Annotated in this window: 27 protein-coding genes; 18 read left to right on the top strand and 9 right to left on the bottom strand. The window is 61.9% G+C overall.

What is annotated here, in order from left to right; all coding sequences use genetic code 11:
* Positions 1-21 precede the first annotated feature (21 nt).
* The 6 genes from B0I00_RS15050 to bphC form a co-directional block, all read right to left on the bottom strand.
* Complete coding sequence (locus B0I00_RS15050; protein ID WP_232730291.1) at positions 22-2,178, bottom strand: TonB-dependent receptor; 2,157 nt, start codon at positions 2,176-2,178, stop codon at positions 22-24.
* A 70-nt stretch (positions 2,179-2,248) separates the two neighbouring features.
* Positions 2,249-2,836 carry a 2-hydroxychromene-2-carboxylate isomerase gene (locus tag B0I00_RS15045; RefSeq protein ID WP_100868243.1) on the bottom strand — a complete coding sequence of 196 codons (588 nt, stop codon included), beginning with the start codon at positions 2,834-2,836 and terminating at the stop codon, positions 2,249-2,251.
* A complete protein-coding gene (locus B0I00_RS15040; protein WP_100868242.1) occupies positions 2,833-4,095 on the bottom strand; it encodes an aromatic ring-hydroxylating dioxygenase subunit alpha in 1,263 nt (420 codons plus the stop codon). The genes B0I00_RS15045 and B0I00_RS15040 overlap by 4 nt, the downstream gene beginning before the upstream one ends.
* Before the next feature lie 24 nt (positions 4,096-4,119).
* Positions 4,120-4,608 carry an aromatic-ring-hydroxylating dioxygenase subunit beta gene (locus B0I00_RS15035; RefSeq protein WP_100868241.1) on the bottom strand — a complete coding sequence of 163 codons (489 nt, stop codon included), beginning with the start codon at positions 4,606-4,608 and terminating at the stop codon, positions 4,120-4,122.
* Complete coding sequence (locus B0I00_RS15030) at positions 4,608-4,934, bottom strand: non-heme iron oxygenase ferredoxin subunit (protein ID WP_100868240.1); 327 nt, start codon at positions 4,932-4,934, stop codon at positions 4,608-4,610. The genes B0I00_RS15035 and B0I00_RS15030 overlap by 1 nt, the downstream gene beginning before the upstream one ends.
* 45 nt (positions 4,935-4,979) lie before the next feature.
* Positions 4,980-5,879: a biphenyl-2,3-diol 1,2-dioxygenase gene (gene bphC / locus B0I00_RS15025; protein ID WP_100868239.1), complete on the bottom strand. Its 900-nt coding sequence runs from the start codon at positions 5,877-5,879 to the stop codon at positions 4,980-4,982.
* 231 nt (positions 5,880-6,110) lie between these two features.
* Here bphC and B0I00_RS15020 point away from each other — a divergent pair, with 231 nt between their 5' ends.
* The 18 genes from B0I00_RS15020 to hcaB all read left to right on the top strand — a co-directional run bounded on the left by B0I00_RS15020 (position 6,111) and on the right by hcaB (position 21,774).
* Complete coding sequence (locus tag B0I00_RS15020) at positions 6,111-7,526, top strand: Rieske 2Fe-2S domain-containing protein (protein WP_100868238.1); 1,416 nt, start codon at positions 6,111-6,113, stop codon at positions 7,524-7,526.
* Complete coding sequence (locus B0I00_RS15015) at positions 7,523-8,020, top strand: aromatic-ring-hydroxylating dioxygenase subunit beta (protein ID WP_011906646.1); 498 nt, start codon at positions 7,523-7,525, stop codon at positions 8,018-8,020. The genes B0I00_RS15020 and B0I00_RS15015 overlap by 4 nt, the downstream gene beginning before the upstream one ends.
* On the top strand, positions 8,004-8,996 hold the full coding sequence (locus tag B0I00_RS15010) for a PdxA family dehydrogenase (RefSeq protein ID WP_100868237.1): 993 nt from the start codon (positions 8,004-8,006) through the stop codon (positions 8,994-8,996). Before B0I00_RS15015 ends, B0I00_RS15010 begins: the two co-directional genes overlap by 17 nt.
* 10 nt (positions 8,997-9,006) lie before the next feature.
* On the top strand, positions 9,007-10,287 hold the full coding sequence (locus B0I00_RS15005; protein WP_100868236.1) for an aromatic ring-hydroxylating dioxygenase subunit alpha: 1,281 nt from the start codon (positions 9,007-9,009) through the stop codon (positions 10,285-10,287).
* The gene (locus B0I00_RS15000) at positions 10,284-10,772 is read left to right on the top strand and encodes an aromatic-ring-hydroxylating dioxygenase subunit beta (protein ID WP_010891023.1); all 489 of its coding nucleotides are present in this window, start codon (positions 10,284-10,286) and stop codon (positions 10,770-10,772) included. The genes B0I00_RS15005 and B0I00_RS15000 overlap by 4 nt, the downstream gene beginning before the upstream one ends.
* Before the next feature lie 41 nt (positions 10,773-10,813).
* Positions 10,814-11,419 (top strand): glutathione transferase GstA, encoded by a 606-nt coding sequence (gstA, locus tag B0I00_RS14995; RefSeq protein WP_010891022.1) that lies wholly within the window; start codon positions 10,814-10,816, stop codon positions 11,417-11,419.
* A 169-nt stretch (positions 11,420-11,588) separates the two neighbouring features.
* Entirely contained in the window at positions 11,589-12,440 is an 852-nt protein-coding gene (locus B0I00_RS14990) for an alpha/beta fold hydrolase (protein ID WP_100868353.1), read from the top strand.
* A gap of 18 nt (positions 12,441-12,458) precedes the next feature.
* Positions 12,459-13,382, top strand: a complete 924-nt coding sequence (locus tag B0I00_RS14985) for a catechol 2,3-dioxygenase (RefSeq protein ID WP_100868235.1) — start codon at positions 12,459-12,461, stop codon at positions 13,380-13,382.
* Between the two features lie 2 nt (positions 13,383-13,384).
* The gene (locus B0I00_RS14980; RefSeq protein ID WP_100868234.1) at positions 13,385-13,816 is read left to right on the top strand and encodes a GlcG/HbpS family heme-binding protein; all 432 of its coding nucleotides are present in this window, start codon (positions 13,385-13,387) and stop codon (positions 13,814-13,816) included.
* A gap of 41 nt (positions 13,817-13,857) precedes the next feature.
* The gene (locus B0I00_RS14975) at positions 13,858-15,342 is read left to right on the top strand and encodes a 2-hydroxymuconic semialdehyde dehydrogenase (RefSeq protein WP_100868233.1); all 1,485 of its coding nucleotides are present in this window, start codon (positions 13,858-13,860) and stop codon (positions 15,340-15,342) included.
* A 4-nt stretch (positions 15,343-15,346) separates the two neighbouring features.
* A complete protein-coding gene (locus B0I00_RS14970) occupies positions 15,347-16,141 on the top strand; it encodes a 2-keto-4-pentenoate hydratase (RefSeq protein ID WP_100868232.1) in 795 nt (264 codons plus the stop codon).
* A gap of 22 nt (positions 16,142-16,163) precedes the next feature.
* Positions 16,164-17,102: an acetaldehyde dehydrogenase (acetylating) gene (locus B0I00_RS14965; protein WP_100868231.1), complete on the top strand. Its 939-nt coding sequence runs from the start codon at positions 16,164-16,166 to the stop codon at positions 17,100-17,102.
* Positions 17,099-18,130: a 4-hydroxy-2-oxovalerate aldolase gene (dmpG, locus tag B0I00_RS14960; RefSeq protein WP_100868230.1), complete on the top strand. Its 1,032-nt coding sequence runs from the start codon at positions 17,099-17,101 to the stop codon at positions 18,128-18,130. Before B0I00_RS14965 ends, dmpG begins: the two co-directional genes overlap by 4 nt.
* 1 nt (position 18,131) lies before the next feature.
* Entirely contained in the window at positions 18,132-18,902 is a 771-nt protein-coding gene (locus tag B0I00_RS14955) for a 2-keto-4-pentenoate hydratase (protein ID WP_100868229.1), read from the top strand.
* A 1-nt stretch (position 18,903) separates the two neighbouring features.
* The gene (locus B0I00_RS14950) at positions 18,904-19,146 is read left to right on the top strand and encodes a 2-hydroxymuconate tautomerase (RefSeq protein WP_100868228.1); all 243 of its coding nucleotides are present in this window, start codon (positions 18,904-18,906) and stop codon (positions 19,144-19,146) included.
* On the top strand, positions 19,136-19,417 hold the full coding sequence (locus B0I00_RS14945) for a 2Fe-2S iron-sulfur cluster binding domain-containing protein (protein WP_010891012.1): 282 nt from the start codon (positions 19,136-19,138) through the stop codon (positions 19,415-19,417). The genes B0I00_RS14950 and B0I00_RS14945 overlap by 11 nt, the downstream gene beginning before the upstream one ends.
* A gap of 19 nt (positions 19,418-19,436) precedes the next feature.
* Positions 19,437-20,942, top strand: a complete 1,506-nt coding sequence (locus B0I00_RS14940; RefSeq protein WP_010891011.1) for an aldehyde dehydrogenase family protein — start codon at positions 19,437-19,439, stop codon at positions 20,940-20,942.
* A gap of 31 nt (positions 20,943-20,973) precedes the next feature.
* Positions 20,974-21,774 carry a 3-(cis-5,6-dihydroxycyclohexa-1,3-dien-1-yl)propanoate dehydrogenase gene (gene hcaB, locus B0I00_RS14935; RefSeq protein WP_100868227.1) on the top strand — a complete coding sequence of 267 codons (801 nt, stop codon included), beginning with the start codon at positions 20,974-20,976 and terminating at the stop codon, positions 21,772-21,774.
* 120 nt (positions 21,775-21,894) lie between these two features.
* Here hcaB and B0I00_RS14930 read toward each other — a convergent pair whose 3' ends face one another.
* From B0I00_RS14930 to B0I00_RS14920, 3 genes are all read right to left on the bottom strand, one after another.
* Complete coding sequence (locus tag B0I00_RS14930) at positions 21,895-22,710, bottom strand: sterol desaturase family protein (RefSeq protein ID WP_100868226.1); 816 nt, start codon at positions 22,708-22,710, stop codon at positions 21,895-21,897.
* Positions 22,707-23,129, bottom strand: coding sequence for an EF-hand domain-containing protein (locus tag B0I00_RS14925; RefSeq protein ID WP_198519270.1), 423 nt, complete (start codon positions 23,127-23,129; stop codon positions 22,707-22,709). The genes B0I00_RS14930 and B0I00_RS14925 overlap by 4 nt, the downstream gene beginning before the upstream one ends.
* 119 nt (positions 23,130-23,248) lie before the next feature.
* Positions 23,249-23,758, bottom strand: coding sequence for a hypothetical protein (locus B0I00_RS14920; RefSeq protein ID WP_100868224.1), 510 nt, complete (start codon positions 23,756-23,758; stop codon positions 23,249-23,251).
* Position 23,759: the final 1 nt, after the last annotated feature.

Genomic DNA, 23,759 nt, shown 5'->3' with positions numbered 1-23,759 from the left:
CTCCCTATGATTGTGTTTGAATTAGAATTTTGTTTCGATCGTGACCCCGATCTTGCGGGGTTGTTCGTAGAACCCGTCGACGGCCAGCGTGCTGGGCCGAACGGTCTGCAGCACTTTCGCGTTGGTCAGGTTGGTTACCCACAGGCCGATCTTGAAGGCTTCGCTTCCGGGCTGCCAATTCACCGAAAGGTTGGTGAGGGTGTAGGGCCGCTGCGAGAATCTGTTGGCGAAGTCGTAATAGACCCTGGAACTCCACAGCAGGTTTCCGGCCAGGGTGACGCGGCCGTTGCCGACATCATGGCCCCAATCGAACCCGACATTGCCCGACCATTCCGGCGCGCGGGTCATGACCTTGCCCGAGGCATCGAACGGCGCCGCGACATTGCCGGCATAGTCGCCATTGCCGTTGACGATCGGCGCAAAGCCCTGGGCGTTCGGGAAATCCTTGTAGCGGGCATGGGTATAGGCAACCGCCGCGCGCAGCCGGAGGTCGCGGACCGGGCTGATGATGGTTTCTAATTCGCCACCATAGATTTCGGCATTGGCGGCGTTCTGCAGGATGTATCCGGGGCCGGTCGGGGCCTTCGACTGCAACTGCAGGCCCTTGTAATCATAGTAATAGACGGCAAGGTTGGTGCGCAGCCAGTCAAGCGGATCGGACTTGATCCCGAATTCTGCCGCTTTGATATTTTCCGGATTGACCGGGGTGCCGCCGGTTCCCGCCATGTTATACACCCCGCTCTTGAACGCGGTGCTGTAGGTGGCATAGACGTTGGTCTTGTCGGTCACCTCATACCGGATGCCGACCTTGTAGTTGAACTTGTTGAACGTCTTTGAAACGTGATTGACCAGCAACACGCCATTGTTGCTTTGGCTGAACCACCGCGTTTCGGTAGTATAGCGCCCGCCCAGCGTGATGAACAGGTTCGGCTGAACCTCATAGGTGCCTTCGGCGAAGCCTGCGAACGAGCGCCCATCGAGCTTGGGTGTCAAAGACGGTCCGGCCAAAGGCAAAGCGGGGTTGGTCGTGCTCCAAGGCTGAAGCACCGGCGCGCCGCCGCCGAACTGGTAGAAATAGCCGCCGACCAGCCACTGGAAGGGACCGGGGTTGGCCGAGCTCAGCTTGATTTCCTGGCTGCCCGATTCCGCTTCGAACACTGCCGGGAAGTTCGAAAGCTTGATGTTCGAGGCATCGCCATCGGTGGTCTGCTGCCAGCGCAGATTGAGGAACCCAGAGGTGGTCTCAAGCAGCACACTGCCCAGATCGAGCCGGGTGTGGAGCGCAAAGCTCCACCGTGTGAGATTGAGCAGCGGCACCTCGGTCAACGACGCCTGCCAGGCATCGGTCGGAATGATCACGCCCGGCCAGTTGCGGCCCGCAGTGTTGCCGTCCAGCGGTTGCGGCGAATTGGTCGTGCTTTCCTGGTTGAAGTATTCGCCGGTCAGGACCACCTTGAAATTGTCGGTCGGCTTGAACAGCAACTTGCTGCGCAGGTCGATGACGCGCTGGTTGCCAAGTGTGCCGCCGCGGACCAGATCGTCGATATAGCCATCGTTCTTGCGGAACAGCGCGGCAAAGTCCGCCGCGACCTTGTCGCCCATCGGGCCGGAGAAATAGAGCCGGGCATCGTAATCACCGGCATCGCGCCGCATCCGCCCCACGCGCAGCGAAGCCTTGCCGCGGAAGTCGAAGCTGGGATCGGGGGTAATGACGTTGATCAGTCCGCCCGTGGCGTTGCGGCCGAACGTGGTGCCCTGCGGCCCGCGCAGCACCTCGACCCGCTCGACCTCGACCAGATCGATCCAGTTGGCGGCGGATTCCGGCTGATAGACGCCGTCAACATAGGTTGCGATATTAGGCTCGTCACCGACCGAAATGCCGGTCGAACCGACGCCGCGGACCACCGGCTGGAACACCCCCATGTTGCGGCTGCCGATGAAGCCCGGAACCACCTGGGTGAGCGACCGCACAGTGGAAACGTCGGCCGAGGCCAAAGCGTCGCCGGTAACCGCGGTGACCGCGACCGGCACATCCTGCAGCTTGGCTTCGCGCCGGGTGGCGGTGACGACGATGTCGCCCAGACCGGTTTGATCTTCGGCCTTTGCTTCTTGCGCTTCAGGGGTGTCGGCATTCTGCGCCAGGGCCAGGTGCGGCGTCAGCGCGGTTGCTGCGGACAAAGCGACCGCGTAAGATTTCCCGTAATTCATTTCAATCTCCCAAGTTATTATATATTATTTTTATTCATTATTATTTGTTCAAATATTCGGCGAGAAAATCTAACCTATCATTTCCCCAGAAAATCTTGTCGTCGACAAACATCAGCGGTGCACCGAACACGCCGCGCTGGATCGCCTGGGTTCGCGCTTTGCGATATTCGGTCTGGCCGACCGGGGATTCGACAAAAGTGATGAGTGCGTCGGCATCGAGGCCCGCTGCCGTGGCGCAGGCTGCAAGTTCGTTGCGATCACGTGGATCGATACCAAGGCCCCAGATCCGGCGGTAGGCGTCGGTCACGAAGGGCTCTGCCTTGCCATGCTGGCTGGCGAACAGCACCGCACAGTTCCAGTCCGCGCAGTCGAAGCTGGCGGGGAACGTGAGGGGGACGCCATAGCGTTCGGCCCAGCGCTCGAGGTCAGCCTTCATGACCTTGATCTTGGGCAACACTTCGCGGTTCGAAGGTCCATAGTTGCCGGCGGCAATCTTGGCCTCGGGGATGTCGATCGGCCAATAGGCGACTTCGCAACCCGCCTTGCGGGCGATATCCGGCAGTTTCAGCTGCGCGAGGTAGCTGAACGGGCTGATGAAATCGAAGTAGAAGTCGATCGTGCGGGTCATGCCGGCTCCAGGTCGAAGCCGACCATTTCGCGATAATTGTCCCAGAAGCCAATGATCGCGCCTTCGGTGACGAGGTGGTCGGCATCCTCGGCGCGGCCCCCGCCCATCGCAATGTAGGAGGTGGCGCGCTCTTCGCCGACGATGGCGTTCTGGACGATTTCCACCGCTTCGCCGTCTTCCATCGAGATCAGCCCGGCGGGTCCGATCAGGTTGGCCTGCTTGAGGCGGATCGCCTGCATCTCCTCGTCGTCATCCTGGTAGCCGAAATGGGTCCAGACGAGTTCGAATTCATCCGGCCCGTAGGTCACCGTCTGGCGCACCGCGAGAGTGTTCTGGATCTGCTGAAGGACCAGGTTGGGGTAGACCGCCAGGATGACCAGCGTGATATTGTCATCGAATTCCTGGCGGCCCTTCAGCAGTGACATGTCCTGGAGTTTGAACTCGGTGTCGAAGGTGCGCGAATCGCCGTAGGCCTGCTTGTCGGCGGCATCGTCGTTGCTGGCGGCGATCGAATAGAGCAGCGAATGGCGCTTGCTCGAATCCATCAGCGCCTTGCCGGTTTGGGTCGAGCGGTAAAGACCGAATGTGTTGTGGAACAGGTGCAGCAGGCTCGCGTGATAGGGATCGCGGGTGTTTTCGGCATAGAGCTTCCAATTGCCGTGGATCCGCTGGCGCTGGTCGCCCAGCACGGTGATCGGCTTGCACATGATCCGCCCGATCTGCTCGACCACGATCGGGCCGAGGAAATCGCGGCAGGATTCCACAGTTTCGGAGAACGAGGCAAACACCAGACCGCCAACGGATTCGGTGCGCAGCTGGCGAAGATTGTGCTGGGACATGTCGAAATCGCCCGGCATCCCTCCTTGCCCCTTGAGGCCGCGGCGGAAGGGAACCCCGATCAGGTTCCCCTTCAGATCGTAGGCCCATTGGTGGTAGACGCATTCCAGGCTTGCGCGGTTGCCGCGCACTTCGCGGCAGACCAGGGCGCCGCGATGGGCGCAGCGATTGACCACGACATGGACCCCACCATCGCTGTCGCGCGTCAGGATGACCGGCGTTTCGCCCACAAATGTCGACTTGAAGTCGCCTGCCTGCGGAACTTCGGCCTCAAGCCCAACGAACGACCAGCATTCGCCCTTGAAGATGTTTTCCTGCTCGCGTTCGTAGTATTGGCGATCGGTGAAAACCCGGTACGGCACCCGGCATCCGGCAGCCGACGTATCTTGCTTCACATTGTCTGTTTGCTGGGCAGTGGCCATCGTTCGATGCTTTCAATTTTTTTGTTAGATCGGCCGGACCATCATCGTATCGATGAGGTGCGTGTCGAATATCGCGGTCTTGGAAACGAAGCGCGGCGCATCACCGGAAAAGTCGATTGCATCGATGTATTTTCCGGAATTGTAGATCGAGGTCTGGCCATCATTGCGCGTCATCAGGACGACGTAGTTCGTCTGCGCGGAGACGATTTGCTCGTTCGACGAAACCACGCGGGTCGGACCAAGAATGTGCCGATAGGCGTGGGCCGGGAAAATGTTGGCGCGGCGCAGTGAAACGATGCGGTCAACCAGCATCCCTCGGCTGTCGCAGAACACGGCGGCAAGGTTGAGAGAACGATTGTGGTTCTCCGCCGAGATCACGCTGTAACGGCACTTTTCCTCGAACAGATCGGGCCATTCCTCAAGGCGGTCATCGTCGATCAGCTCGGCGTGCAGCGCATTGAGCTGCGCCGCAACGTGCTGGAGTTGCATCTGTTCGAGGGAGGGAAGCCCCATCAGGCTGCTCCTTCCGGTTTCGTGATGCACACCCAGCCATCATCGATCTCGACCGGATAGGAGACGATCGCCACCTGGCAGGGGAAAGCCTTGGCTGCGCCAGTCTTGATGTCGAACGAGCCGCCGTGGAACGGACACTCGATGATGTCGCCATCCTGATATCCGTCGGTCAGCATGGCATTGCCGTGGGTGCAAAGATTGTCGGTAACGAAAATCTCGCCATCGACATTATAGACGGCCAGCGCGGGCATTCCCTCGGCGAATGCCGCAACCGGCTCGCCGTCCTTCACGCTGGCAGCTTCACAAAGTCGCAACTTGTTTGACATGATCAACCTGTTTTCCTGTCAAGAATCGAGCTAAATGGACGATTGTCAGAGCAGCGGAATGTCCATCCCGTAGCCAGCCGCCTCGTTGCCATGGCCGAAGATGTCGCGGGTGTAGTATTCCTGCTGGCCGGTCGAGTGGCGGGCGCCCCAGCCGAACTCCCACAACCAACCCGACGGATTGGCGCAATAGAAGGTCAGAGCCTGATCGTTGGCGTGCTTGCCAAGCTGCAGCGCTACATCAATCTTCTTCCCGCGCACAATGTCGTGCGCCATACCGAGATCGTCGAGATCGGTGTATTCGAACATCAGGTGGTTGATGCGCTTTTCCATCGGCCCAAGGCCGAAGGCGACCGAGTGCTGACGGTCATTGCAATGCATGAAATAGGGCTGGGCGACCATTCCGTTGGGCAGGTGGAGATGGTATTCGACCGACCCGCGAAGGCCGAGCAGTTCATAGAACCGGGCCGCTGCCTCGACATCGTCCTGGCGCAGGATGCAGTGCCCGATCCCTTGCGAGCCGGTCAGGAACTTGCCGAACATCGGACGGCCAGGATGAAACGGCTTGTGCGTATCGACCTGGGGGCCGAAGAAGATCTCGGTCGGGTTGCCGCCCGGATCGGCCAGCTTGAGCAGCCCGAGAACCCGGCGTTCGCGCGCCTCGGTCTCGCTGCCTACGGTGAAGGGGATGCCCGCCGCGCTCAGCTTTTCCTGCATCGCGGCGAATTCCTGCGGCCCGGCCACGCGCCAGCCCATGTAGGCCAGGTCATCGCTTGCATCAGCGTGCAGAACGATGCGGTGATGCCAAAGGTCCATCCGCAGATAGAGCCGATCCCCTTCGCCTTCATCGACGACTTCCATGCCGGCGACTTCGGCGGCGTAAGCGCGCCAGGCAGCGAGATCGGAAACGGAAAGGCCAAGATAGCCGAGTTCGGTGACGACCGACATAGTTCAAACTCTCCCAATTCACCCCGAAGCGGGGTCATTTTGCGATTTGCTGGCCGCCTTGCTTCGGATTCGAGCCGTCGGTTTCAGCCATTTCTGCCCCATCACCTATCAGAACGTTTTTCATTGTGCAATACGTTGCACGAAATGATGGGATGAGGTAATCACCGTATGCGATCTGCGGTTGATTCGCGGAGGCATTGGGTGCCCGACGCACAGAACGGGAGAGGATCGATGGAACTCGCTGAGAAAATCGGCGGCAGGATTGCCGACTTGCAGGGCTTGAAAGGGCGCATGCGCGCTTGGCTCAAGAAGGATCATGAACGCGGGATCTTCCAGCTGGACCGCGCCGCTTTCACCGAAGCTGCGCTGTTTGAGCTCGAGATGAAGTACATCTTCGAGCGGAACTGGGTCTACCTCGCGCACGAGAGCCAGATTCCCAAGCCTAACGATTTCATCACTACGAAAATCGGCCGCGTCCCCATCCTAGTCACCCGCGACAAGTCCGGCGATGTCGGCGCCTTCGTGAATGCCTGTTCGCACCGTGGCGCGCGCCTGTGCCGCGAGCGGGCCGGCAACAAGCGCAACCACATGTGCCCGTTCCATGGTTGGACGTTCTCGTCCGGGGGCGACCTGCTGGACGTCACCGATGAGAGCATCGGGGGCTATCCGGAGGCATTCAATCGCGCTGATTTCGGGCTTCAACCGGTCGCCCGGGTGGAAAGCTACCGCGGCTTCATTTTTGCCAGCCTCTCCGCCGATGTCGTCCCGCTGGTCGATCACCTCGCCGGCGCGCGGGATTTCATCGATATCCTGGTGGACCAGTCGAAGTCCGGCGCAATGGAAGTTTTGCCCGGAACCAACCGCTACCGCTATCACGGCAACTGGAAGATGCAGGTCGAGAACGGGCTCGACGGCTATCACGTTATGACCACGCACGCCAACTACTTCATGACGGTTCAGCGCCGCGTCGAAGGCATTTCGAAGAACGAAACCAAGGCGATTAGCTTCAATGGCTTCACCGCGCGCGATGGCGGGTCGTTCTCGTTCCACAACGGACACACGGTGTTGTGGGCCGACTATGCCAACTTCATGGATCGCCCCAATTTCGAGATCATCGACTGGCTCGAAGAGTCCTACGGCGCCGAAAAGGCCAAGTGGATGAACAAGCGCATCCGCAACCTGCAGCTGTTTCCCAACGTCTTCCTGATGGACCAGACCAGCACTCAGATCCGCATCATCCAGCCGCTGGCGGTGGATGAGACCGAAGTCAGCACGGTGTGCATCGCCCCGGTCGGCGAAAGCGCCGAGGCGCGTGCCCTGCGGCTGCGTCAGTATGAGGATTTCTTCAATTCGACCGGCATGGCGACCCCGGACGACCTGACCGAATTCAACAACTGCCAGACCGGCTATGGCGCCGGCGAAGGCCGCTACAACGAGATGTCGCGCGGTTCGACGCGCTGGGACACCGGCCCGGGCAAGTTCGGCGAGCCGCTCGATTTCAATGTGGTGCTGAGCAGCCCGGCGGTTGCCGACGAAGGCCTCTATGTGGCGATCCATGACGAGTGGCTCACGCTCATGGAAAAGGCCATCGACAGCGAGTGCAGCGAGCTTGCCGCCTTCCTTGAGCGTTCGCTGGAGAAGGCATGATGACCGCATTCCATTCGCGCTGGCTGGCGGTTTCCCGCTTCATCGGTCAGGAAGCCATGGCGCTTGACGACAAGGACTGGGATGCCTGGCTGGCGCTCTATCACGAAGAGGCGGAATACTGGGTTCCAGCCTGGGACGATCACGAACGGCCGACTGCGGATCCGCAGAACGAAGTCTCGCTGATCTACTATCCCAACCGGGGCGGGCTTGAGGATCGGGTGTTCCGGATCAGGACCCGGCGCTCGGCGGCGAGCACGCCGCAGCCACGCACGGTTCACCAGTTCTCCCTGCTGTCTGCTGAGGAGAGCGATGGCCAGGTGCATGCGCGGACGTCTTGGACCACGGTTTCGGTGCTGGAAGGCAAAGTCGCCACTCTCAGCGGGTGGGCCTTCTATGATCTCGAACCTCGGGATGATTCGTTCGTGATCCGCCGCAAGAAGACGATTGTCGTCACCGATCTGTTCCAAGAAGTAGCCGATGTCTACAGCCTCTGAGCGGGTGCGCCCCGTCGTGGGGACGATGATCGGTGATCCCGCCGGGATCGGACCCGAAGTGGCTGTCAGGGCGCTGGCCGACGGTGCCGTACACACGGATTCGATCCCCGTGCTGCTCGGATCGGCGGCTGCGGTGGAACGCGCGCTCGATTTCACCGGCACCAAGGCCCGGCTGCGGGTCATGCGCTGCTTCGAAAAGCCCAGCGACGATCCCGCGATTATCGACGTCATCGATACCGGCGCGCTGCCCGATGGCGTTCTGCCCCTGGGCGAGGACACCGAGGCCGCCGGGCACGCCACCGCGCAATGGCTGGACGAGCTCGACGCGCTTGCCCGCGACGGTTCTTTCGCGGCCACGATCATGGGGCCGATCAGCACCGGTTCGCTTAAACTGGCCAAGAAGCTCGACAGGGTCATCAGCCCGACCCCGGGCGAAAGCTATCTGGTGCTGCTGACCGGGCCGCTCAGGGTTGCGCATCTCACCGACCACATGTCGCTGCGGCAAGTGATCGACGTCATTTCGGCAGACCTCGTCGCCACGGCGGTGGGGCAACTGCACGAGGCCATGCAATCGTGGGGCATCGCCCAACCGCGGATCGCGGTTGCCGGTCTCAACCCACATGCCATGGGCGACGAGGATCGCCTTGAAATTGCGCCTGGGATTGAAGCGGCGCGGGCAAGGGGCATCGATGTCGAAGGGCCGATCGCGCCCGATTCGGTCTTCCGCCACTGCATCGAGGGCCGCTACGACATGGTCCTGGCGATGTTCCACGATCAGGGCCACATCGCCGTCAAGACCTGGGGTTTTTCGGGCAACAGCGTGATCATCATGGGGCCGCCGTACCTGCACATGTCGGTGGCCCATGGCACCGCCTACGACATCGTCGGTACCGGCAAGGCCGATGCCGCGATGATGCTGAGCGCGATGCGCACTTGCGGACGACTCGCTTCGGGCCGCGGTTTCGAACAAGCTTAGGGAGAAGACCATGAACGCCGAAACCATGCCCGTCGCCGCGGGGTCGGAGCCGACTGCGGTCGATTACGCAGTCTATCACAGCCAAGCGATCTTCACTGCCGAACAGGAAAACATCTTTCGCGGACAGACCTGGTGCTACCTCGGCCTCGAAGCCGAGCTGGCCAACAGCGGCGATTTCCGTTCGACCCATGTCGGCAATACTCCGGTGGTGGTGACGCGGGCAACCGATGGCACCATCCATGCCTGGGTAAATCGCTGCGCCCACAAGGGCGCAACCGTGTGCCGCTCGCTGCGTGGCAACCAGGCCGACGGGGCGTTCGTCTGCGTCTATCACCAGTGGGCCTACGACGCGACCGGTGCGCTTGTCGGCGTGCCGTTCCGGCGGGGGCTGAAAGGCGTGGGCGGCTATTCGAAGGAATTCAATATGGCCGAGCATTCGCTGGAGCGGTTGCGGGTCGAGACATTCGGCGGCCTCGTGTTCGGCACCTTCAACTCGACCATCGCCCCGCTCGACGACTTTCTGGGTCCAGTGATGCGCAAATACATTCAGCGCGTCTTCCAGCGCCCGGTCAAGGTTCTGGGCTATGCGCGGCAGTTCATGGCCGGCAACTGGAAGCTCTATTCGGAAAACAGTCGTGACAGCTACCACGGCGGTCTGTTGCACCTGTTCTATCCGACTTTCGGCATCTACCGCCAGAGCCAGGAAAGCGCGGGTCTGGTTTCGGACGAGGGCTACCACACCGTCTTTACCGTGTCTAAGCCCAAGGGCAATGTCGACTACGGCTCGTTCGGTGACGAGGCCAACCGCGAGATGCAGGGTGAGGCCAAGTTGCAGGACGAGCGCCTGCTGGCATTCCGCCCGGAGATCGCTGATGATGTCGGACTGCACATCCAGTCGATCTTCCCGTCTGTCGTTGTCCAGCAGATCCAGAACACCCTCGCCACCAGGCAGATCGTGCCCCACGGGACCGACAAGACCGAGCTGGTCTGGACCTATTTCGGCTATGCCGACGATGACGATGAAACGACTCGCCACCGCCTTCGCAACCTCAACCTGGTTGGACCGTCTGGGTTGATTTCGATGGAAGACGGCGAAGCGGTCGAACTGTGCCAGCAGGGCACGATCGGTGCCGAAGGCAAGCGCAGCTTCGTCGAGATGGGCGGGGACGATGTCCGACCGTCATACGCCCCGATGGGTATGGATGAAAATTCCGTGCGCGGGTTCTGGAAGGGCTATCTCGGGCTGATGGGCAATGCCTTGGCCGATCTCGCAGCGGAGGGCCGGGCATGAGCGTTGCAGCCGAAGTAGCGCAAGTCGCGCAAAGTGCGATCGACGATTTCAACGCGGCTTACGGGCTTTGCCTTGATGATGACCGGCTCGAGCAATGGCCCACGCTGTTCGTTGACGATTGCCTGTACCAGGTGATCGCGCGCGAGAATGTCGATAACGGCTTGCCCGCAGCTGTGATGTATTGCGACAGCAAAGGGATGCTGGCGGATCGGGTTGTCGCGCTGCGCAAGGCAAACGTCTTCCCCGAACATTTCAACCGGCACCTGATCGGGCGTGCGGTGATCACCGGCGTGGAAGGCGACCAGGTTTCTGCTGAAGCCAGCTATGTCGTCTTCCAGACCCGTAACGATGGTGAAACGCGCATCTACAATGCCGGCAAATATGTCGATCGGTTTGATCTTAGCGGTGGAACCGTTCGACTGAAAAGCCGGACCTGCATCTATGACACGCTGCGCATCGCCACGCTGTTGGCGACCCCGATCTGAGCCAATCCCCAATTTCCTGTTTTCCCAGAAGGAGACTATCCATGAAGCTGTTCATTAGCCCTGGTGCCTGTTCGCTCGCTCCGCATATCGCCCTGCGCGAAACCGGCGCCACTTTCGATGCGGTGAAGGTCGATCTGGCGACCCGCAAGGTCGAGACCGGAGACGATTTCCTGACGGTCAACCCGTCGGGCAAGGTTCCGGCGCTGACCCTCGACAGCGGCGAAACCCTGACCGAAAATCCCGCGATCCTGCTTTACATCGCCGACCAGAAGCCGGAAGCCGGCCTGGCGCCGCGCGACGGCACCATGGACCGGTACCGCCTGCTCAGCCGGCTGAGCTTCCTGGGTTCGGAGTTTCACAAGGCCTTCGTGCCCCTGTTTACGCCCGGCACCAGCGATGAAGCCAAGGCAGCCGCTACGACCGCAGTCAAGAATCACTTGACCGCGGTCGATAAGGATCTCGCCGGCAAAGAGCACTATGTGGGCGCCGATTTTAGCGTGGCCGACATCTATCTGTTCGTGATGCTGGGCTGGCCTGCCCATGTCGGGATCGACATGAGCGCCTATCCCGCGCTGGGCGCCTATTGCGGCCGGATTGCGCAGCGGCCTGCGGTTGGGGCGGCCTTGCAGGCCGAAGGTCTCATCTGATCGAAGGGCGCGGGGCGGCGGCGATCGCCGTCGCCCACGTCGTTCTTCATTTGCAAATGCGTTTCAAATAGTGCAATGAATGACGCCTCTGGCGACAGAGACGGCGATTCGGCGTCCAGGTTCAGCCGAATACAAAATCATCGAGGCGGGAAAGGATCGGATGGCTACCATGGCAAGCTCGACTTTGGACACGGCACGTCCGGAAATCGGTAGGTCGCTGGTTGTCGGCGGAAGCTCGACCAATTACCACGACGTCGGCGAAGGCGACCCGGTGCTGCTGGTCCATGGTTCGGGCCCGGGCGTGACTGCCTGGGCCAACTGGCGGCTGAATATGCCGGTTCTCGCCGAGGATTTCCGGGTCATCGCGCCCGACATGTTCGGCTTCGGCTATTCGGACAGCAAGGGCCGGATCGAGGACAAGCAGATCTGGGTCGATCAGCTGGCCGGTTTTCTCGACGGGCTGGGCATCGACAAGGTTTCGATGGTCGGCAATTCGTTCGGTGGCGGCATCACCCTGGCGTTCATGATTGCCCATCCCGACCGGGTTGAGCGCGCCGTGCTGATGGGCCCGGCCGGGCTCAACTTTCCAATCACCCCGGCGCTCGACAAGGTCTGGGGCTATGAGCCCTCGGTCGAGGCGATGCGCGATTCGCTCAAGTACCTGGCCTGGGATCACAGCCGCCTGACCGAGGATCTGATCCAGTCGCGCTATGTCGCCAGCGCCCGGCCCGAAGCGCATGAGCCATATCATGCCACCTTCGGCGGTGCCGACCGCCAGCGCAATGTGGCGATGCTCGCCAGCCGCGAGGAAGACATCGCCGCACTCGAACACGAGACGCTGATCCTGCATGGCGTCGCCGATCAGGTCATCCCGTTGGATTCAACCGTGAAACTTGCCGGTTTGATGAAGCGGGCAGATCTGCACGTCTTCGCCGAATGCGGGCACTGGGTGCAGATCGAACGGATGGCAAGCTTCAATCGCATGGTTGCCGAGTTCTTTAAGAATGGCCTCAAGGCTTGATCGGAGAGGAGAATCGTCATGGCTCTAACTGGTGTAATTCGTCCTGGTTACGTGCAACTCAGGGTCCTCGACCTTGATGAGGCCATTACCCATTATCGCGACCGGATTGGCCTGAACTTCGTCAATCGCGACAGCGACCGCGCCTTCTTCCAGGCGTTCGACGAATTCGATCGTCACAGCATCATCCTGCGCGAGGCCGATCAGGCCGGCATGGATGTGATGGGCTTCAAGGTCGCCAAGGACGCTGATCTCGATCATTTCGCCGAGCGCCTGCTCGATATTGGCGTGCATGTCGATGTGATCCCGGCCGGATCGGACCCCGGTGTGGGTCGCAAGATCCGCTTCAGCACGCCGACCCAGCACGTTTTCGAACTCTACGCCGAAATGGAACTGTCGGCCACCGGCCCGGCGGTCAAGAACCCCGATGTCTGGGTGGTCGAACCGCGCGGCATGCGTGCCACCCGCTTCGATCACTGCGCACTGAATGGCGTGGACATCTCCGCATCCGCAAAGATTTTCGTCGATGCGCTCGACTTTGCGGTTACCGAGGAGCTGGTCGATGAAGGCAGCGGCACCCGCCTCGGCATCTTCCTGAGCTGCAGCAACAAGGCGCATGATGTTGCCTTCCTCGGCTATCCCGAAGACGGCAAGATCCACCACACCTCGTTCAATCTCGAATCCTGGCATGATGTCGGCCATGCTGCCGATATCATCAGCCGTTACGACATCTCGCTCGATATCGGACCGACGCGTCACGGGATCACCCGCGGCCAGACGATCTATTTCTTCGATCCGTCGGGCAACCGCAACGAGACTTTCAGCGGCGGTTACATCTACTACCCGGACAATCCGCAGCGGATGTGGCAGGCGGAGAGCGCCGGCAAGGCGATCTTCTACTACGAGAAGGCGCTCAACGACCGCTTCATGACGGTGAACACCTGATCATGGACGGGGTGGTTACGATCCGGACAGTCGGTCACGAACTGGCGCTCAAGGCAGCGGCTGCGGCCGTTGCCAAGGGTGCCACTGTGGGCTGTCCGGTCGTCGCCGCCGTGGTCGGTGCCGGGGGGGATCTGGTTGCGTTTCTGCGCGCCAGCGGCTCCCCTTCACCGTCCGCGAAGATCGCGCAGGACAAGGCGTACAGCGCCGCCAGCTTCCGCGTCCCGACGCCGGAGCTCTATGCAATGGTCGCGGGCAATCCCGCCTTGCGCGACGGGATCGTCGCGCAGCCGGGCATCGCGATGTTCGGCGGGGGTTTGCCGATCGAAATCGCCGGTGAATTCGTCGGTGCGATCGGTGTTTCCGGCGGAAGCGAAGCGATGGACGTCGAATTCGCCAACGCCGGTCTGGCCGCAGTCGGCGCAAAGAAATTTTGATCCAACATGGCCCTCTGGCCAACTTAGGTAATCCTGCACCAATGACCTCACCTGCCTCGCCTTCTGTCACGGAAACCATCCTGAACTTCATTGATGGTTCCTATCGCCAGGGAAGCGATGGCAAGTCGTTTCCCAATATCGATCCGGCCACCGGATTGCAGATCGGACTTGTTCACGAAGCGAGCGAAGCCGACGTCGCCGACGCTGTTGCGGCGGCCAAGGCCGCGCTCAAGGGGCCGTGGGGCAAGATGACCACGGCCGAACGGGTCAAGCTGATCGCCGCCGTGGCGACCGAGATCGAACGCCGAGCGGATGATTTCCTGGCTGCCGAAGTGGCCGACACCGGCAAGCCGCGCCATGTCGCGTCCCATATCGACATTCCGCGCGGGGCCGCCAACTTCCGCATGTTCGCGGATGTCGTCTCGACGATGCCGGGCGAAAGCTTCAACACATCGACCCCCGATGGCGGCCAGGCGCTCAACTATACCGTGCGCAAGCCCAAGGGTGTGGTCGCGGTGGTCTGCCCGTGGAACTTCCCGCTGCTGCTGATGACCTGGAAGGTTGGCCCGGCGCTGGCCTGCGGCAATACCGTGGTGGTCAAGCCGTCCGAGGAAACGCCTCGGACCGCTGCCCTGCTGGGCGAAGTAATGAACGCGGTGGGCATGCCCAAGGGTGTCTACAACGTCGTCCACGGATTCGGTCCGGGTTCGGCCGGCGAATTCCTCACGTCCAACCCCGATGTCGATGCCATCACCTTCACCGGCGAGACCGGCACCGGACAGGCGATCATGCAGAAGGCCGCGATCGGCGTTCGCGACATTTCGTTCGAACTCGGTGGCAAGAACCCGGCGATTGTGTTCGCCGATGCCGACCTCGACAAGGCGGTCGAGGGTCTGTCGCGCTCGGTCTTCCTGAACACCGGGCAGGTCTGCCTCGGAACCGAGCGGGTCTATGTCGAACGACCGATCTTCAACGCCTTCGTGGCGCGGATGGCGGCGGCGGCGCAGGGCTTCAAGCCGGGCGTGACCGGTGATCGCGCCTATCTCGGCCCGCTGATCAGCGCCGAGCACCGCGAGAAAGTGCTGGGTTACTATCGCCGTGCGGTCGAGGACGGGGCCACCGTGGTCACCGGCGGCGGCGTTCCCGAAATCTCGGGTGCGGAAGCCGGTGGCTTCTTCGTGGAACCGACGCTGTGGATCGACGTCGCCCACGGCGATACCGTGATGCGCGAGGAAATCTTCGGACCGTGCTGCGGTATCGTGCCGTTCGACAGCGAGGACGAGGTGATCGCACTTGCAAACGATACGGTTTACGGCCTGTGCGCCTCGATCTGGACCGAAAACATGTCCCGCGGACACCGCGTGGCGGCGGCGATGGACGTGGGGGTGTGCTGGGTCAATTCCTGGTTCCTGCGCGATCTGCGCACGGCTTTCGGCGGGTCCGGCCATTCCGGCATAGGCCGGGAAGGCGGGGTGCACAGCCTCGAATTCTACACCGAGATCACCAACATCTGCGTAAAGCTTTAAGACGATGACTATCGACCCTAAAACCATCGAACAAGCGGCTCTGGCGCTGCGCGGCGCGGCCGAAACGGGGAAGCCGGTCAGTCCGATCCGAGACCTGATTGCCGCCGGTGGCGTTGAGGCCGCCTATGCTGTGCAGGAATCCAACACCCGGCACTACCTGGCTAGCGGGCGGCGGCTCGTAGGGCGCAAGATCGGCCTGACTTCGCTTGCAGTCCAGCGCCAGTTGGGGGTGGACCAGCCCGATTACGGGATGCTGTTCGCAGACATGGACGTGCCGGAAGGTATCCCGGTGTCGCTTGATCAAGTCATCCAGCCCAAGGTCGAGGCCGAGATTGCGATCGTCGTTGGGCGGGATTTGCCCCACCCCGACATGACCACCGCCGAGATGATCCGCGCGGTCGAATATGTCGTTCCGGCAATCGAGATCGTCGACAGCCGCGTCGCCAACTGGGACATCAAGATCTGGGACACGATCGCCGACAACGCGTCGAGCGGACTGTTCGTGCTCGGCGCGGTGCCGCGCAAGCTAGATAGGCTGGATTTGCGCACGTGCGGCATGGTTATGGAGGTAAAAGGCGAACCGATTTCGGTCGGCGCCGGAATCGCCTGTCTTGGTAGCCCAATCACCTCTTCCCTGTGGCTGGCGCGGGTCATGGCGAATGCCGGGCGGCCCCTGCTGGAAGGCGACGTGATCCTTTCGGGCGCGCTCGGCCCGATGGCCGGGGTTTCTCGCGGCGATGTCGTCGAAGCGCGGATCAATGGGCTTGGCACTGTCCGAGCTACATTTGCTGCTGACTGAATTGGAAGTGGAGGTTGGTCAAATGGCCAGGATGAAATGCGCGATTATCGGTTCCGGCAATATCGGCACTGATCTGATGATCAAACTGCTCAAGGGCTCGGACACTCTGGAGCTGGCGGCGGTAGTCGGGATCGATCCGGCCTCGGAAGGCCTGGCGATGGCCAGCGAACGCGGCGTCCCGACGACCCACGAAGGAATCGAGGGCCTGCGCCGGATGCCGCAATATGCCGATATCGGCATCGCCTTCGATGCGACCTCGGCCTATGCGCACAAGGCGCACGACGAAATCCTCGCCCGTGACGGCAAGCTGATGGTCGACCTTACCCCGGCCGCGATCGGCCCGGCGACCATTCCCCCGGTCAACCCGGCGGTCGATGCCGCGGTGCGCAACATCAACATGGTGACCTGTGGCGGGCAGGCGACGATCCCGATCGTCGCGGCGGTCTCGCAGGTCGCCAAGGTGCACTACGCCGAAATCGTCGCGTCGGTTTCGTCGCGCTCCGCCGGTCCCGGCACCCGTGCCAACATTGATGAGTTCACCCGCACAACGGCGCGGGCGATCGAAACTGTCGGCGGCGCGGCCAAGGGCCGGGCTGTGATCATCCTTAATCCCGCCGAACCGCCGATGATCATGCGTGATACGATCTTCACGCTGTCGGAAATGGTCGATGAGGACAAGGTGCGCGATTCGGTCCTGGCTATGATTGCAAGGGTGCAGTCGTACGTGCCGGGCTACCGGCTCAAGCAGGAAGTACAGTTCGAACGCTTTGGCTCGAACCGGCCGCTCAAGATCCCCGGCTACGGTGAATTCGAAGGACTCAAGACCAGCGTGTTCCTCGAGGTCGAGGGCGCGGGCGATTATCTGCCCAACTATTCCGGCAACCTCGACATCATGACCGCTGCCGCCAAGGCGGCAGGCGAGAGCCTGGCCAAGACTCATATGGAAAAGACCGCAGCATGACCTTTGATCCCGAATCCGACCGGCTCTACATCCAGGACGTGACCTTGCGCGACGGGATGCACGCCATCCTGCATATGTATGGCACCGACAGCGTCCGCACGATCGCTAAGGCGCTTGACGATGCAGGGGTGGATGCGATCGAGGTTTCGCACGGCGATGGCCTGAACGGTTCGACCTTCAATTACGGATTTGGCGCCCATACCGACTGGGACTGGATCGAGGCTGCCGCCGACGTAATCAAGAACGCGGTGCTGACCACGCTTCTGGTGCCCGGTATCGGCACCGCCGAAGAACTCAAGCGGGCCTATTCGATGGGAGTGCGCTCGGTCAGGGTCGCGACCCACTGCACCGAGGCCGACGTCGGAAAGCAGCACATCGGCATCGCGCGCGATCTGGGCATGGACGTATCGGGCTTCCTGATGATGAGCCACATGATCGAGCCCGAGGCGCTCGCCCAGCAGGCGCTGCTGATGGAAAGCTATGGCGCGCATTGCGTCTATGTCACCGACAGCGGCGGGGCGCTCGACATGGATGGCGTGATTGCACGTCTCCAAGCCTATGACCGTGTGCTCAAACCTGAAACCCAGCGCGGTATCCACGCGCACCACAATCTGTCGCTCGGCGTGGCCAATTCGATCGTTGCGGCGCAGGCAGGGGCGGTGCGGATCGACGCCAGTCTCGCGGGCATGGGGGCGGGCGCGGGGAACGCCCCGCTCGAGGTGTTCATCGCCGCCGCCAACCGCAAGGGCTGGAAGCACGGCTGCGACGTGATGGCGCTGATGGACGCGGCGGACGACATCATACGCCCGCTTCAGGACCGTCCGGTGAGGGTAGATCGCGAGACGCTCAGCCTGGGCTATGCAGGCGTCTATTCAAGCTTCCTGCGCCATGCGGAAAAGGCAGCGGAACAGTACGGCATCGATACCCGCGAGATCCTCGTCGAATTGGGCAACCGCCGGATGGTCGGAGGACAGGAAGACATGATCATCGACGTTGCGCTTGATCTGATCAAAGCCAAGGCGAACTGAGATGGACAGGCTGGCGAAATACGCGGAAACGCTCGACTCTGCACAGCGTGAAGCAACAGCTACCCCGCAAATCACCCCTGTGGACACCGCTTTCACGGTGGAAGAGGCCTATCAGGTGCAGAAGCTCTCGGTCGATCGGCGCCTGTCGCGCGGCGAACGGCGCATCGGCGTCAAGATGGGGCTGACCAGCCGGGCCAAGATGTTGCAGGTCGGCGTCGACGAAGTGGCATGGGGCAGGCTGACCGATGCGATGCTGGTCGAGGAAGGATCCGCCCTTTCGCGCGCGCGCTACGTCCACCCCCGGGTCGAACCGGAAGTCGCCTTTCTGATGAAGGCGCCGCTGGTCGGTAAGGTGACTGCCGCCGCTGCGCTGGCAGCAGTCGAAGCGATCGCCCCGGCGATGGAGATCATCGACAGCCGTTACGAGAACTTCAAGTTCGCGCTCGAGGACGTGATCGCCGACAACACTTCCTCGTCGGGGCTGGTGATCGGATCCTGGTGCGATCCCCGGATCGATTTTTCGAATCTGGGCGTGATCCTCGAAATCGATGGCGAAGTGGTACAGGTCGGGTCGACCGCGGCGATCCTTGGCCACCCCATCCGTTCGCTGGTTGCTGCGGCCCGGCTGGTTGCCGAAGCGGGCGAACAGATCAACGCCGGTGACATCGTCATGGCTGGCGGCATCACCGCCGCGCCCAACCTGGCTCCCGGCCAGACCGTGCGGACGACCGTGCAGAACCTTGGCGCGGTCATGTTCCAGGTGGAGGCCTGATATGCCGATCATCGAGGTCAACCTGCTCGAAGGGCGCCCGCCAGAAGCCAAAGAGCGGCTGATCAAGGCTCTGACCGATGCTGCCATCGATGCGATCGGGGCCCCGCGTGAGTCGGTTCGCGTCATCCTTCGCGAGATGGCCCCGGCGCATTTCGCGGTAGGGGGGCTAAGTTTTGCTGCGAAGGCCGCCGCCGCCGCCGCCGCGCAACCCCGGGTCGAAGAAGATTGGTCGAATGAGAACTGAGACCCACCAGATCCGAATCGTCGGAGGGGGGCAGTTCGCGTGCCCCGAGGGTGAACGCGTGCTGATCGCGATGGAGCGGAGTGGTGGCAACGATATCGGAGTGGGCTGCCGCGGCGGTGGTTGCGGGTTTTGCGTGGTTCGAGTCGTCGAGGGCGAATACCGGACCGGCAAAATGAGCACGGCCAAGGTTTCTGTCGCCGATCAGGCAAAGGGATACGTCCTGGCCTGTCGGCTCTATCCTTTGAATGACCTGGTCATCGAAATTGGATGAAAACTAAGGGAGAATTGTGATGGCTACGCAGTTGAGAAGTGCAGAAAACGAATACGGGATCAAGTCCGAGTACGGCCACTATATCGGCGGCGAGTGGATCGCCGGGGACAGCGGCAAGACCATCGATCTGCTCAATCCCTCGACCGGCAAGGTGCTGACCAAGATTCAGGCCGGCAACGCCAAGGATATCGAACGCGCGATTGCCGCCGCCAAGGCGGCGTTTCCCAAGTGGTCGCAGAGCCTGCCCGGCGAGCGCCAAGAAATCCTGATCGAGGTCGCGCGCCGCCTCAAGGCGCGCCATTCGCACTACGCCACGCTCGAGACGCTGAACAACGGCAAGCCGATGCGCGAATCGATGTATTTCGATATGCCACAGACGATCGGGCAGTTCGAACTGTTCGCCGGTGCTGCCTATGGCCTGCACGGCCAGACGCTTGATTATCCCGACGCGATCGGCATCGTTCACCGCGAACCGCTCGGCGTCTGCGCGCAGATCATTCCGTGGAACGTGCCGATGTTGATGATGGCGTGCAAGATCGCGCCCGCGCTGGCCTCGGGCAACACTGTCGTTCTGAAGCCGGCCGAAACGGTCTGCCTTTCGGTGATTGAATTCTTCGTGGAAATGGCTGATCTGTTGCCGCCGGGTGTGATCAACGTCGTCACCGGCTATGGCGCGGACGTGGGCGAGGCGCTGGTCACCAGCCCCGATGTCGCCAAGGTGGCCTTCACCGGTTCGATCGCCACCGCGCGCCGGATCATCCAGTATGCCTCGGCCAACATCATCCCCCAGACGCTCGAGCTCGGCGGCAAGTCGGCGCACATCGTGTGCGGCGATGCCGACATCGACGCGGCGGTGGAAAGCGCGACCATGTCGACCGTCCTCAACAAGGGCGAAGTCTGTCTGGCCGGTTCGCGCCTGTTCCTGCACCAGTCGATCCAGGACGAGTTCCTGGCCAAGTTCAAGACCGCGCTTGAAGGCATCCGCCAGGGCGACCCGCTCGACATGGCGACCCAGCTTGGCGCCCAGGCATCGAAGATGCAGTTTGACAAGGTGCAAAGCTACCTGCGCCTGGCCACCGAGGAAGGGGCCGAGGTCCTGACCGGCGGCAGCCGCTCGGATGCCGCAGATCTGGCCGATGGCAATTTTATCAAGCCGACCGTGTTCACCAACGTCAACAACTCCATGCGGATCGCGCAGGAAGAGATCTTCGGACCGGTTACCAGCGTCATCACCTGGAGCGACGAAGACGACATGATGAAGCAGGCCAACAATACAACTTACGGCCTCGCTGGCGGCGTCTGGACCAAGGACATCGCCCGAGCCCACCGGATTGCGCGCAAGCTCGAAACTGGCACGGTCTGGATCAATCGCTACTACAACCTGAAGGCCAACATGCCGCTGGGCGGTTACAAGCAAAGCGGCTTCGGGCGTGAATTCAGCCATGAAGTGCTGAACCACTACACCCAGACCAAGTCGGTGGTGGTGAACCTGCAGGAAGGTCGCACCGGAATGTTCGATCAGTGATCGGCAAACAGCGATCATTGGGAGACACGATGTGACTGCAAGACTCGAAGGACAGGTGGCACTGCTGACCGGCGGTGCCACCGGAATCGGCGCGGCGGTTGTCGCCCGCTTTATCGAAGAAGGTGCAAGGGTCGGCGTCCTGGTCAGGGACGCCGACCAGGTCGCCATGGTGCGCTCGCGGTACGGCGACGCGGTGGTCGTGGTTGAAGGCGATGTCCGCAACTATGCCGACAACGAAGCGGCGGTCGCCGCAACCGTAGCCGCTTTCGGCAAGCTTGACGTGTTTGTCGGCAATGCCGGGATATGGGACTACATGACACCTTTGGCGGACATGGAGCCCGAGAAAATTTCGGAAACGCTGGATGAAATCTTTGGCGTCAACGTCAAAGGCTATTTTCTCGGTGCCCGGGCCGCCATTCCGGAACTCAGGAAAACCAAAGGCAGCATTATCTTCACGGCCTCGACTTCGAGCTTCTACACAGGCGGCGGCGGCACGCCCTATGTGGCGTCGAAGCACGCGGTGCTGGGTCTGATCCGCCAGCTAGCTTGGGAACTGACCCCGGACATCCGCGTCAACGGTGTCGCCCCTGGCGGCACCCGCACACCGCTGGGCGGCACCAAGGCCGGCGGTACGGCTGATGTCCACATGGAAGATATGGAAGGCCTCGATGCGATGATTGCCGGAATGACACCGCTCGCACGGATCGCTGAAGCGGATGATCATTCGGGACTCTATGCCCTGCTCGCCTCGCGCCGGGACTCGGCCTACATGACCGGCACTGTGCTGCTCAGCGATGGTGGCATCGGCATCGGCAAGCGCCCCGAAGGCTGAAGCACATACCTCTCTCCACCCTTGGCGGGCGCTCGCTTCGGCAGGCGCCCGCTTTTTTTTTACGGTGATGGCATGGATCGAGCGCGGCCCCGTTAGAACCAGTTTCGGGCTGTATCGCAATCAAGGCCGGCCGGCCGCAACCCGCAGCTTGCCAAGCAGCCCATTCGCGGCCTCGATGTCGGCAAACAGTCGTCGCCACTCATGCAGGGCAATCCGCAGCGGATTATGGGAGGCGTGGGAATGAACGAGGCCATAGGTCAAGCCGCGCTCGACCGGTTCGGCGCGGAACGTTCCGAACATGCGGTCGAACACAATAACGACCCCGCCGAAATTGCAATCGAGCCAGCCCGGATTGTTGCTGTGGTGGGCGCGGTGATGCGACGGAGTGTTCAGCACCCACTCGAGCGGCCCGAGCCGGTCAATCGCCTCGGTGTGCAGCGGGAACTGATACAGCAGGTTGAGCCCGAGCAGCGTGACAACCACGATCGGGGGGAAGCCGATCAGCATCAATGCCGCGAAGAAGGCCCATCCCAGCGAGAACAGCTCGGTCCAGCCCAGGCGGATCGCGGCGGGCAACACCAGCTCGGCGGCGCTGTGGTGTACGGCATGTGTCGCCCACATCCAGCGGATGGTGTGGCTGGCACGGTGAAACCAGTAATAGGCGAACTCGACCGCCACGAATCCGGCGGCCCAGGTGCGCCAGTCTTGGACTGGCATGGCGAACGGCGAAAGCGCATAGGCCGCCTGGAACAGCGGCACCATGAGCAGGGCCGAAACCGGCCGGATCAGCGCCTGGCCAACCGCAACACCGAAGCTGGCCGAAGCGGCGCGCAAGTCGTACGAACCGCTTCGGCGACGCCAGAGAAACTCCGCCAGCACCGCACTCAGTATGACCAGCAAAAGAAAGGGGTGGCGCTGGGCCAGTTCCGGGTTCACCGTTTGAGGTCTTGCGCGACGGCGGCATCCAGTTCGGCCCGACTGACGAGATCGTTGCCGTTGGTGTCGGCTCGATTGAATGCCGGTGTTGGGCCAGTGAGAAATTCCTGCCTTGAGACCCGGCCGTCTTGATCCCTATCGTAGTTGCGGCGCAATTCACTGGCGCGTTCACCATTCCACCGCGATTGCAGGAACCCGGGAAGGTCGGCAGGACTCAAGAAGCCGTCGTCGTTGCGATCAAGCCGCGACCATTGCGCAGCGCGGTACGCGACGAATTCGGCGCGACTCACCGCCCCATCTCGATTTCCGTCGGCATCGCCGAAGCGTTCCTGCAACTGCCGCAACGCCGACGCTTGATCCGGTTGGGCGAGGGCTGGCGCACTCGCGGATAGACTGATTGCGGCAAAGAGCGCGGCCAAGCTTGCTGTTGACTTGCCGCGAGCTGTGGTTCGATTAGGCACGGGGACCTCCCTCATTTTCGGATTAGGGGAGGAACGACGGAGTGCCGCTCCTCCCCGCGGGGGGGCTTTGGATTGGATCAGCGGCAGGGAATGACGGCGCCCGCAGCGTCGGTGCAGGTTCCGGTGTGGACCGGCTTGCCGGTTGCAGGATCGATCGTGGTCGAGCCGGTGTAGGTATTGCCGGTTGCGCTGCTGGTCGCGGTGGTCGAACGCCCGCCCGACCAGGTCCCAGAGGCGCTACGCTGGAAATCGGACTGGGTGCTGGCGCTGCCACGAGGGCCTTCGGCGGAGGCGCTCGTCGTGCGGCTGACCGAGCCATCGGGCGACCACGTTGTCGAAGCGGTCGAGGTACCGGACGATCCGTTCGTTCCCCTGAACCCGCCAGCAGCAGTCCGCGTGGTAGTTCCGTCTGCGCTTGTCGTTGTCTTGTGACCGCGCGCAGCAGCGCCTTTCGGCCCGATTGCGGCAGCGGCGGCTCCATTCGCTCCGCGAACACGCACCGAACCTTGCCGCGCTTCGGCAACGCTTGCGCAGGCGAGTGCCGCAGTTGCGGCGAAGGCGACAATCAGATGAGAACGCTTGGTCATG

The sequence above is a fragment of the Novosphingobium kunmingense genome (assembly GCF_002813245.1).
In the GTDB taxonomy this organism is placed as follows: Bacteria; Pseudomonadota; Alphaproteobacteria; order Sphingomonadales; family Sphingomonadaceae; genus Novosphingobium; species Novosphingobium kunmingense.
This window is presented reverse-complemented; position numbering and strand designations above follow the sequence as displayed.